This is a genomic window from Hominisplanchenecus faecis, assembly GCF_020687205.1.
Lineage (GTDB): Bacteria > Bacillota > Clostridia > Lachnospirales > Lachnospiraceae > Hominisplanchenecus > Hominisplanchenecus faecis.
On record NZ_JAJEQE010000001.1, the window covers coordinates 166,351 to 178,115 of the forward strand.

11 protein-coding genes are annotated in these 11,765 nt (G+C 44.3%); 1 reads left to right on the plus strand and 10 read right to left on the minus strand.

The window, feature by feature from the left end; genetic code table 11:
- Nucleotides 1-3: 3 nt before the first annotated feature.
- The 5 genes from LKD42_RS00745 to LKD42_RS00765 form a co-directional block, all read right to left on the minus strand.
- Nucleotides 4-798 (minus strand): glycosyltransferase family 2 protein, encoded by a 795-nt coding sequence (locus LKD42_RS00745; RefSeq protein ID WP_147632569.1) that lies wholly within the window; start codon nt 796-798, stop codon nt 4-6.
- 13 nt (nt 799-811) lie between these two features.
- Entirely contained in the window at nt 812-2,242 is a 1,431-nt protein-coding gene (locus LKD42_RS00750) for a sugar transferase (protein ID WP_147632568.1), read from the minus strand.
- A 109-nt stretch (nt 2,243-2,351) separates the two neighbouring features.
- On the minus strand, nt 2,352-3,122 hold the full coding sequence (locus tag LKD42_RS00755; RefSeq protein ID WP_248834516.1) for a hypothetical protein: 771 nt from the start codon (nt 3,120-3,122) through the stop codon (nt 2,352-2,354).
- A gap of 16 nt (nt 3,123-3,138) precedes the next feature.
- Entirely contained in the window at nt 3,139-4,194 is a 1,056-nt protein-coding gene (locus LKD42_RS00760; protein ID WP_248834517.1) for a DUF6077 domain-containing protein, read from the minus strand.
- Nucleotides 4,195-4,209: 15 nt separating this feature from the next.
- A complete protein-coding gene (locus LKD42_RS00765) occupies nt 4,210-5,640 on the minus strand; it encodes an N-acetylmuramoyl-L-alanine amidase (protein WP_248834518.1) in 1,431 nt (476 codons plus the stop codon).
- Between the two features lie 419 nt (nt 5,641-6,059).
- On the opposite strand from LKD42_RS00765, the gene LKD42_RS00770 reads away from it, so the two are divergent.
- Entirely contained in the window at nt 6,060-7,730 is a 1,671-nt protein-coding gene (locus LKD42_RS00770) for a L,D-transpeptidase family protein (RefSeq protein ID WP_248834519.1), read from the plus strand.
- A gap of 94 nt (nt 7,731-7,824) precedes the next feature.
- On the opposite strand, the gene LKD42_RS00775 is transcribed toward LKD42_RS00770, so the two are convergent.
- Genes LKD42_RS00775 through LKD42_RS00795 form a run of 5 tightly spaced genes read right to left on the minus strand, consistent with a single transcriptional unit; the run spans nt 7,825 to nt 11,721 of the window.
- Nucleotides 7,825-8,100 (minus strand): HPr family phosphocarrier protein, encoded by a 276-nt coding sequence (locus LKD42_RS00775; protein WP_022119695.1) that lies wholly within the window; start codon nt 8,098-8,100, stop codon nt 7,825-7,827.
- 59 nt (nt 8,101-8,159) lie between these two features.
- On the minus strand, nt 8,160-9,515 hold the full coding sequence (locus LKD42_RS00780) for a CdaR family protein (protein ID WP_248834520.1): 1,356 nt from the start codon (nt 9,513-9,515) through the stop codon (nt 8,160-8,162).
- A complete protein-coding gene (cdaA, locus tag LKD42_RS00785; RefSeq protein WP_248834521.1) occupies nt 9,472-10,365 on the minus strand; it encodes a diadenylate cyclase CdaA in 894 nt (297 codons plus the stop codon). The genes LKD42_RS00780 and cdaA overlap by 44 nt, the downstream gene beginning before the upstream one ends.
- Complete coding sequence (locus LKD42_RS00790; protein WP_248834522.1) at nt 10,337-11,329, minus strand: hypothetical protein; 993 nt, start codon at nt 11,327-11,329, stop codon at nt 10,337-10,339. Before LKD42_RS00790 ends, cdaA begins: the two co-directional genes overlap by 29 nt.
- Nucleotides 11,326-11,721: a hypothetical protein gene (locus tag LKD42_RS00795; RefSeq protein ID WP_147632560.1), complete on the minus strand. Its 396-nt coding sequence runs from the start codon at nt 11,719-11,721 to the stop codon at nt 11,326-11,328. Before LKD42_RS00795 ends, LKD42_RS00790 begins: the two co-directional genes overlap by 4 nt.
- Nucleotides 11,722-11,765 lie beyond the last annotated feature (44 nt).

Consider the following 11,765-nt stretch of genomic DNA (forward strand, 5'->3'; position numbering starts at 1 on the left):
ATCCTATCTCCTCTGGTTTTCCGTTGTCTTTTTATGCTCTTTCCCGGAAAATCCATAATATTTCCACACACCATGGAGAGCATAGGAAGCAAAATAATAACAGGATTTCAAGATGCCAAAACCCAGGTAACGATATACCATAAAGGTCATTCTCGCCGACTGCAATTTATTTCCTGATTTTCCCTGATTACTTAGCCTATATTTTAACAGAGGTTCCCGGATACCACAAGCTTTTTTATATTTTTGCAGGATTTTCAGCCAGGTAATGTAATCTTCGTGGCTGTCATCGTGCTCCATCGGATAGTTTTTCGCAACTTCCGTTTTCAAAACAACGGAAGAACAGTTGATGCTGTTATGATGCAAAAGGTCACGGTAGGTGATTTCTTCTTTTACCGGAATGATCCGTCCGGTCAGTTCGCCCTGAGGAGTCATCAGCTCTCTTGCCGTACAGCTTAAAACACAGCCTGTCCTTTCCATAGCATCTGTCTGCTTTTTTAATTTCCCGGCTGCCCAGTAATCATCGGCATCCAGAAACGCGACATATCTGCCTTTCGCCATGGCCACACCTTTGTTCCGGCTTCCGGCCGCACCCAGATTTGTCTTATTTTTAATAAAAGAAAACGCAGGGTTATCCCGATACGTCTCCAGCACCTGCTCCAGGTTGTCACCGGAGCCATCGTCTATAACGATGATCTCCAGCGATACCTCCTGGATCAACACGGACTCGATCGCTCTTGATATCAACCCTGCACAATTATAGGCCGGTATGATCACGGATACTAACGGTCTTTTTTCCATAAATACGGTTCTCCTATTGCTGTTTTCCGGTTTCTTTCATTTCCTTTTCTTCCTCTTCTTTGATCTGCTCCAGATTTTCCCTGGTAGCAGCCGTCACCTGCCATTTTTCCACGCCTTCGGTATTTTCTTTCTGGAACAGGATCTTAAAGGTCAGAAACATCAGTTTTATATCCAGCACAAAACTGTAATTCTCAATGTAGGTCAGATCCAGTTTTAATTTATCATACGGTGTTGTGTTGTATTTTCCATAAACCTGTGCAAATCCGGTCAGTCCCGCCTTCACCTTCAGACGGTAATCAAACTCCGGTATTGCTTTTTTGTACTCTTCTGCGATCTGCGGACGCTCCGGTCTCGGACCGACCATAGACATATCGCCTTTGAGGATATTGAAAAGCTGCGGTAATTCATCTAGGTGAAGATTTCGTATCACACGTCCAACCGGTGTGATACGATCATCATGCTTCATCGCCAGCCTTGCTCCCTGTTTTTCCGAATCCACACGCATGCTGCGGAATTTCATTACATAAAAGACTTTGCCTCCTTTTGTCAGTCTCGCCTGTTTATAAAGTATCGGACCTTTGTCATACAGTTTCACCAGAATGGCAATAACGATCATAAACGGCGATGCCACAATAATTCCAAGCAAAGAAGTTACAATATCAAACGCCCGTTTGAAGAACTGCTGCTCGGCTGTCAGTCCGCGATGGCGGAACAAAAGCAGAGAGGTATCAAACAAGTGAATATTTTCCGCACTCATGATCATAATATCCGATATCTTCGGAATGCTGTAGCAGCGGATATCTTTTTCAAAGCAATATTTGAGCAGGATATTTCGCTCGGATGCCGGAATATCTCCAAGTACCACTGCATGATACTCATCGATCCGCCCTTTGATCGCATCCATCCCTTTGCTGATATGGATCTTCTCGCAGATGTTGTATTTATCCTCACGGCTGGAAATCTTCTGGATCAGATCCTGCGGGCTGTAATCTCCATATACCAGCAGCATCTGTCTCGGCGGATAGATTTTTGTATAGATCCACCTCATAAATACGACCCAGGCTACGACGATCACCAGATCGACTCCTGTCATTTTCAGAATCGGCTCTATGAATTTCGTAAACTTCCAGCGTCCGATCAGTGCCAGCTGCAGATACGTGATCGCATTTACACAGAGCACGGAAAGAACCTGGGAATACAGTACTTCAAAAACCCGCAAATATCCTACTTTGAAGCCACCGTAAATACGGTAGAAGAAGTACAGCATCAAAGCATATTGTGCAATGACTACATAGTTTCCGCGTTTCCAGAAAGCTTCTCCGATTGCTCCGGAAAATGCATAATCCTTAAACCATACATAAGCGAACACGCCTGTCTGGAGTGTCAGAATAAATGCAGATGCCAGAAACATGATCAGTCTTTTATAACGTTCTCTGTTTTCCATATACTTATCCTCTTCATATAAAATTCCATACTTTTACATCGCCGATAAGTTTACAACACTTTCTCCAAAATTACAATAGCAAAGTCTGTGGCAATGCATGGGATTATGCTTACCATTTATCTTTATAGACCGAGTAACCCCCTACTTTTCCTATCTTTTCAAATCCATTTCTCTGAATTTTAGCATCCTGCTGTTCATCTGCAAGAAAAACCAGATAATTCACGCCCTGCTGTCTTATCCTGCGGATCAGCTTTTTGATCTTCGGCTGTTCTTTTCGCATCTGACGGCGGATTTTCCGCACTGGTTTCTCTGATTTGGAACGCCTTCCGTAAAGCAGCCGGATCGATGCATCATACTGCCGCACATAACCGACCAGATCTTCTGGCATCACTGCAAGAGCCGTCTCACCTTCTGCTCTTGTGTCGGCTATCAGGTTACTGATCTGACACACATCCGCCGGAAGTTTCTGCATATTGACTGATTTCTGATAGATGGCCTGACCGCCCACATAAGGATTCTTTCCGGTCACGATGATCAGTGCCATCAGCAGAGATGCACATACAGCCTGAATCGTTTTTTTCTTTCCTGCTGTACATACGCTCACTGCCACATAGGCTAAAATCACGGACGTTGGCAGAATCCAGAACATTCTCCAGTAAACAAATCCACCAATGCAGTATTTCATAATGATCCTTGCCGTAAGCGGACAGATATAAACGGCTGCAAATAACAGGGTATACCCCACCAGCCATTTACGGTTTTCTTTGTCATCACGTTTCAGGATCAGAAAGAGGAGTGCTGCTGCAAACAACAGATAATGCCATCCACTTCCGATGTACCAGCCTGCCCTTTCTATGGCAATCTGAAATGCTGTTATCATGATTCTACCCTTTCTTCTAGCGTATGATCACATATGCCGCCGCACAGATAACATTCGGCAGGCAGCATATCACTGCTCTTTTTATGTTTCCCCGGTTTCTGTCTTTCACCGCATACAAAAGTGTCATAAGCCCCAGCATGATCGGTGCCAGCATAATACCCATGCCGGACACCAGACATGCCGATGTCATCATCAAAAACAATGTCACCCATGCATCGCACATCCGATTCATTTCCATACATTCCTTTGCCTGCAAAAAGATCGCCGGAAGCACAAACGATGCCAGAAGAGCCTTTCCCTGCCAGATACGGATCGACAGAAATGTTCCCTGCGTGTAGACTGAATAATAAGAAAACATCTGGATCAGCACCAGAAACAGCAGAAACAGTCCCACTTTCCGATCATCTTTATCAAACAGCTTCCTTCCGATCTTCCAGTAGACAAGATAGGAGATCAGAAGAAAGAAGACCGGTTCGACCGTATGTGCCACAACCGCCGCATGCATATGCACCATATCACTGTAGAATGCAAGCAGGATCGGAAAGGGTGCAAACACATATCTCGCCGGAAGATACGATGCCAGCATTCCAGTATAGGCATCGTACGTGAACATCCCGTTCGTCTCCAGGGTCGTGGTTGCCGTTGCCACATAAAAGGCGTCATCCAGATCCGTTGCCATGCCAAAAACATAAGCTCCCATCTGTATGGCGACCAGCAGAAATGCAAGCCACATGGCCGCTGGAATTTTTTTTCGTGAAAGGCTCTTTTTCCGTTCTGCTCCATCTGCCCTGTTCTTTTTATTTTTCCAGGCAAAGATGACTCCTGCCAGAGCCAGCACACAGGCAAGTATCTCATAGCTGTATTTCAGAACTGCAAATGACTGCCTGGTAAAAATGAGCGGCAACGCCAGCAGCTCAAATACTGCAAATAGCAGAACATAACCGCAGATCAGAGCATCTGTCATTCGCACGAACCAGTCTTTCTCCTTCCCTGTCTCAAAAACAGGAAGATTTCCTGCTGCAAGCGGAATGATAAGAAACCACAGCAGAATCTCGAATCCTTTGATCGCCATCCGACTTTTTCTCCTTTATTCCGAAAGTGCTTTCGTTTCCGGTGTCACCTGTTCTGCCTTCTGTCTGGCTGCCTCTGCTCTTGTCTTCTTTTTGCAGATGCCATTTGCATCAAAACGATACTTTTTGCCGTCGATCACTGCCTTAGTGCCGGTAAGGCGGACACCTTTCCTGTCCAGATAATAATAGTTTCCATTATATACTACCCAGCGTTTTTTCATTTTGGCTCCGGTTTTCGGATTCAGATAATAATATTTGCCTCTGTATTTGAACCATCCGCTTCTTCTCACACCGGTAGACTTTTTAAAATAACAGGTTCTGGAACCGACTTTTACCCAGCCGGTCTGCATACGTCCTGCCACATCAAAATAATAATAGTTTGCTCCGATCTTCTGCAATCCGCTAAGTGCTGCTCCGGTTTCTGGATCAAAATAGTATTTGTAACCTTTGCGTACCTTAAATCCACGATACAGTTTGCCGCCCTTTGCTGCATAGTACTGTTTCTCGCCTATTTTAAACCGGCCCGTCATCACCTGACCGCCGTTTTTCACATAGTACAGGGCACCGTTTGCCTGAAGGAATCCGCTGTAGGCACTTCCGTCTTCATTAAAATAATATTTTTTATCATTAATTTTTACAAATCCGGAAACTTTATGCCCTTCCTCGTCCAGATAATATTCTTTGCCTGCATCGGTAATCCATCCGGTTTTCTTATTGCCGTTCTTATCCAGATAAATCCATTCACCTCCGATCTGATTCCAGCCACGCATTTTCGTGATACCGTAATGGCGTGCGATCGCAGTTGCATCTGCAACAGCCACCGCTTTGATCTTGTCATCGCTTCCATAATATTTCAGACAGTCAGAAGGATTGTTCACAAATCCATGCTCTATGATCATGGTCGGGATCTTCCACTGCCTTCCATAATAGATAATGCCAAGTCCTTCCCCTTTCAGATAGCCGAGATTCTTCATTCCGACCGTTGAAAGATTGCTCACAATATCCGCAGCAAGTGCTCTTGCTTCCACAGCATAATCTGCTTTGTTGGTTGAGATTGGCACATAGGCAAGTGCTCCGGAAACGGTATCCTGCTGATTTCCGGTTGAATTGATGTGCAGGCTCACCAGTGCATCTGCTCCCAGATCTTTTGCCACTTTTACACGGTCATAGCGATCCATGTCCACATTATTGCTGAACCTTGTCATATAAACAACGATACCGGAGTATTTTTCCAGCTCTTCTTTACAGTACTGTGCCATTTTTAAAGTAATGGTCTCCTCCGCATAAGTCACACCGTTCCAGGTACGTCTCGCACCTGCATCGTGTACATCATGTCCGGGATCCAGTACCAGAACAACGTTTCCATTCGAAGCATGTGATGTGACCCCCGTGCAGAACACAAGTCCCAGTATCGCAGCTGCTGCCAGATTTTTTAATATTTTCTTCATCTTTTCCTCCTGATTTCGAAATACTCTCGTAATTTCTTCTTATTTTTACAACCACAATGTAAAAATCACTTCTTATTTTCGTTCATTTTTGTGATACACATTACTTTATATAGTACCCTAAAAAGGTCTGCCTGTCAATCTCTTAAACCTCTGTTAATTTTTCTTAATTATTATTTAATTTTTTGTTTCGGATTGCACCGGAACTACCTCAAACTCCCATAAAATGCCGCATACACGACATTTTATTACGTTTTCGGTGTTCGGTGTGTCAATAAGTCTAGATTGCTCATTTGTACAAGCCTGATCGCAATTTAGACTTTTGACACTTGCATCATTTTATAGTAAAGTAATGGTAACCGAATTATCTTTTATAATCCATGTTTTATTTGACTGCAAATTTGCAGGGAATGGAGGAGTTTATGCATTTTAAGAAAATATTGTCTGCCAGCATTTTGGCATCTGCCCTGATTTTCTGTATCCCGCAGGCTATTTATGCTGCACCAGATGCGAAAACGGAAACACCTGTCACATATGGCTGGAATTCAGATGCCCTGGGGCGTTTCTTTCTGACAGAGAACGGTTCCCGTGCCACAGGATTTTGCAGCATTGATCAGAAAGTATATTATTTTGACCCGGACGGCTATCTTTTTACGCCATCCCAGGAAGGTGTCATGTACCTCGCCCAAAAACCTTATTATTTCCTTGCGGACGGATCTGTAAAAACAGGTCTTTTCTCCATAAAATCAGCAAGTGGTATCTCCTGGTATTATGCCGGAGCCAATTATCAGCTGTTTACAAACCGTACCATTACCCTTGGCGGCAAAATTTACTGTTTCGGAGCCAACGGAAAATCACTTCCAAAGGGACTTCAGGCTTTAAATGGAAAAAAATATCTGATCAGTGCTTCCGGAACCGCAAAGACCGGCCGTCGGAAATATAAAGGAAAGACTTATTTTTTCGACAGCACCGGAGCAATGATGATCGGAAAAGTTACTTACAAAAACAAAACTTATTTTACAAAAGCAAATGGTACGCTTGCCAAAAAAGGCTGGGTAACTTCCAACGGAAAAACGTATTATCTGAACAGTAACGGCACCCTTCAGACCGGATGGTTCCTTTATAAAAACAAATGGTACTGCCTGAACAAAAAAACAGGAGCCATGTATAAAAACAAATGGGTAAAAAAAGATGGGAAAAAGTGTCGCGTCGGAAAAGACGGCACCCTTCAGACCGGATGGTTCAAAGCTAAAGGCAAAAAATATTATGCCGATGCTTCGGGAAATAAGATGGGCGTACCTTACATCGGCGTACAGCAGATCAAAAAGAAAATCTATGTTTTTGATTCAAGCGGTGTTCTCGGAAAAGGCTGGACCGTCTATGGCAGCCGCAAATATTATGCAAACGCAAAGGGCGAAATCACCAGAGGCTTTAAAACGATTGACGGAAAAACGTACTTTTTCAATGATTACGGCTCCATGCATACCGGATGGCTGTACTATAATGGTAAGTACTATTATCTGAATCCGTCCGATGGTGTCATGGTGACCGGTGCTAAAAATATCGGCGGCACCTCCTATACATTCTCAGATTCCGGAATCTCAAGCCGTGCTCTGGAAGGGAACTGGACCGTAAAAGTAAACCGACAGCAAAATGTAGTTACTGTCTACAAAGGCAATACTCCGGTGCGTGCCATGATATGCTCAACCGGTCTGAACAACGGAACTCCGCTCGGTACATTCACGATCCAGGATAAACTGTATACCCATGCACTTTATGGACCTTCGTTTGGATATTACTGTTCTCACATCACAAGTGAAATCCTGTTTCATTCGATCCCACAGCCACAGCTTGGCAGAAAAAATCTGCCGGCCTATAAATACAACCTGCTCGGCACTCAGGCTTCTGAAGGCTGCATTCGCCTGAGTATGGGAGATGCCTACTGGCTGTTCAACACCGTTCCGATCGGTACGACCGTTGTAGTATACGATTCTCCAAACCCGGGACCGCTCGGTAAACCAAAAGGCATTAAAATCCCACTCTCTCAGAGCTATGACCCTACTGATCCACTGTACTTTAACACCGGAAAATAGATCTTTGACGTAAACAAGAGAATACAGAAAAGCAAAAACCCGCCCGGTCATTCAAAACAACCGGGCGGATTTTCATGTACGTTTCCTGAAGATCTTAATTTTTCTGTTCTTCTCCAAGTCCTTCTTCCACAGCCTTTACCATCGTGGCAAGTGCCTGATCCTCGTCTTCCCCTTCACATTCGAACGTGATCTCATCACCTTCCTTTACGCAGGCTCCCAGCACACTGAGTACGCTCTTTGCATTCACAGTCGCTTCACGAAATGTAAATCTGACGCGGCACTTAAACTGTAACGCTGTACTGCAAAGTACTCCTGCCGGACGTAAATGAAGACCGGAAGGATTTTTCACTCTTACCTTCTGACTTACCATAAGTTTACCCTCCTGTTACCGCATTCTGCGGTTTTCCCTGTAATAATTTTTACTCACTTCTACTCCTCCGCAGCTGAAATCACCGTATTGCTGCCGCTTGTCTTCTGCTTTTTGGTCAGGTTTACGACAATCTTCACTTCCGAAGTCAGTTCGTAGCCATCCGGCAGGGTAATCTGAACCGGAACTTCATGTCTCCCTTCTTTCTGATAAGAAGTCAGATCCAACACTGCCTTGACATCATTCTGATCAATATTATCCAACGATCCGTCTACTGCTGCAACTTCTACCGTGATCTTATCTGCAGGTGTCAATACCATATCCAGATCGGTCGGTCTTCCTTTTATCGTAATCGCAGAGAGAGGAATATCAATTTTCTTGGTTCCCATCTTCTCCATAATAACACGAACTGATAAGGTTGAAGCCGTTCCGCTCTTTACTTTTAATTTATCTTTATAATTTTCTTTCAGATAATCCGCAAGATTAATCGTATCAGAGGTAAAACTTTCTGAAACACCTTCTACAGAGATCATATCCGTTAAAGAAAGTTCCCCGTTCAATTCTGCAAGTGTCTCTTCATCTCCGACAATGCTGATATTCTCCGGAGTCACTTTCACTTCGGACACACAGTATCCCGGTGCCGGGTCACCGTAAGTTCCGATATTTACTTTTACATTCTGTTCTACTTTCCAGAGCTGGATCTTTGCACTTAACACGCCATCTTTGATCAGGTCGCCGCTGCTCGTTGTAAAGACCAGCTTATCCAACTGGCTCTGTGTAAAATCGGTGCCATTTTTATCGGTGACAACAATATTTCCTTTTACTGTTTTATCCGAAGAAAGTCCGTTCACGCTCACCGATATACTGACTCTGTGAATGATATTCATCAGCGACTCCGCCCCCGCAATATTGATCGTATCGCCCTCTTTGATCGTAGAAGTCCCGATGTCATATCCATCGGCCGGCTCCCCGGTCGTATCCACTTCCACACCGAACGATTCCTGCACAACATTTTCAATCTTGATCTTCAGGGATGCCGGTTCACACTCCCAGTTTGCCTTGGTGAGTGCACTGCTGGTACATTCCAGTGTATATGGCACTGCATTGCCGAGCGTCACATTCCGCATATCGGCAACCACTTTAAAATCTTTTGACTGAAGCTTGTTCAGCACAGATGCTCTCGCTTTCACCCATACTTTTACTTTATCGGTATCCTCCTGAACACTGAATGTCTTGTCCACGCCAAAACAGTCACTGTTGCGGATTTCCACTTTTACATCCGAAAAGGACTGCACTTTTTCCGGATCATCCACATTGACTACAAAAATCCACATCATGCAGGCAACCAGCACCGACACTATTTTCAGGCCAAGATTACTGGTCAATATTCTCTTTATTCTGGTTGATATTTTCCTCATTCTTGCCTTTTCCTTTCCAGAATTTAAATCTTTTTGTATTTACATTTTTATCCTGAAGAATAACCAGCTGTTCTTTCAGTTCTTCCGGTGTCACATCTCTGGTAAGAACACCTTTCTGTGCAATGGATACCTTTCCCGTCTCTTCTGAAACAATAATCGTCAGAGAATCTGTCACTTCGCTGATACCGACACCGGCTCTGTGGCGGGTACCAAGCTCTTTACTCAGCTCCATGTTATCCGAAAGAGGCAGATAACAGGTTGCGGAAATAATACGGTTTCCTCTGACAATGATTGCTCCGTCATGCAGCGGTGTATTATGCTCAAAAATATTCAGCAAAAGCTGACTGGTAACCAGAGAATCCAGCTCGATACCGGTTCTTATATACTCGGTAAGCTTGGTGTTTTTTTCCAGAACGATCAGAGCACCGGTCTTTGCTTTTCCCATCTCAAAGGAGCCTTTCACCAGCTCGTTGACGGTCTTGTCGCTGAAACGTTCCTCTGCATCTTTTTCCATATCAAACGGTAGCAGCGAAGAAAGGAACTTCTTTTCGCCAAGCTGTTCCAGAGCCCTCCTCAGCTCCGGCTGAAAAATAACGGCCGTTGCCACAAGGATCGCATTGATGCCTTTGCTGACCAGAAACAGAATGGAATCCAGGTTCAGAAGTGTGGCAATAAAGATAAAAACAATCATGACCAGGATGCCCTTCATCAGAGTCCACGCCCGGGTGTTCCGGATCCAGATCAGGATGTGGTACACTACAAAGGAAAGTATGATGATCTCCAACACATCGGAATAAGTAAACGTAAGGCTGGAAAGATAACTATGAATGAATTGTTTCATGCCCATCATGATGTTCACGTCCTTTCCTGTCGATTCTTCCCGCTTCCATTTCCTGACTGTCCTCATCGTTTCGGTGTCGTTTCGGTACTGCCTTGACATAGTAATAATAATCATTATCTTCAAACTGAAGATTTTCTATTTTGCGGTAATCCAGATTAAAAAACAACTGTTCCAGCAGAAATGCCACTGCCGCCGAGATCAATGTTCCGATCAGGATCCATAAAATCCCGATCTCCAGATGCAGCATCATGTAACCTGCCATCATCAGCACCAGATAAATGACCGTACCCGCTGCGATCGCAACTTTCCATGCATGCTTCATCGCCATCCTTCTTGCCAGAAATACAACAGCAAATACTGCCAGCAGCACAACCAGCATCAGGATCATCTCCTGCTCACTCAGAAGCGTATCGATCATTGTCTGCAGTTCTGCAAGGATCTTTTCCGCAGTGCTCTGTTTTGCCATCGCAAGATCCACCGATGCACCGCCCAGCTTTCCTATCGTCAATAACGTATAGTAAAATACCGTTCCCGCAGCCATACCTGCTGCGGACATCGTACTTCCCATCAGCCCGAAACTGATCGGTACGATACACGGGACATGGAAGAAAAGTCCGAGGATTGTCAGTAGCATGGCCCATGCCTGTCTCGATGCAAATGCAAAATATAAAAGCAGTACTGCCAGCAAAACGCCTCCTCCGACTGCCAGCGATGCGATTGATACGGACGCAAACTGCAGTAGTGCTGCGACAAATGCCAGTACAATCATAACATTCGGCGGCAGGATCGCACAGACCAGTGCCAGAATCAGTTCCACAAAAATATTTCCAAAAATGCTTTTTCCGCCAATCCGACCATTGATTTGCATAAACAGAATCAACGCTGTAACAAATTTGGCAGCGGCATCGATGTAATTTCCATATTCACTGTAATATTTTTCGAATAATGTCCTGATATTATAAATTCCCTTCACTTTTTCCTCCTGAGATCTGTCACTTCCAGTATTTCTATATCATCTTCATCTTCCAGTCTCTGCAGCAGCACCTGATAGTGCCGGAACAGCTCCTGCCCGTAAAAATACCGTTTCATAGTTATCACATAGGTAAGCAGCAGACCTGCGGTCATACACAGCAGATAGCTGACGATCACTCCGGTCAGTATCCCCTTGATCTGCATACGGTTAAGCTTCTCGATCAGCATATCCATATTGGCCACTCCCCAGAGCAGAAGTCCGATCATATATGCGACAGTAAGATAACACGCATTTTTCAGCAGCTGTACTGCCACATAATCACTGCGATAATATTCTCTGGCTTTTTGCAGTTCCTCCCCATGGTGCTTTTCCATAACTGCAATTTTAGACATTGTTCGTATTTTTTTCTTGTTCAGCATAGTTACCCCTTAATGAT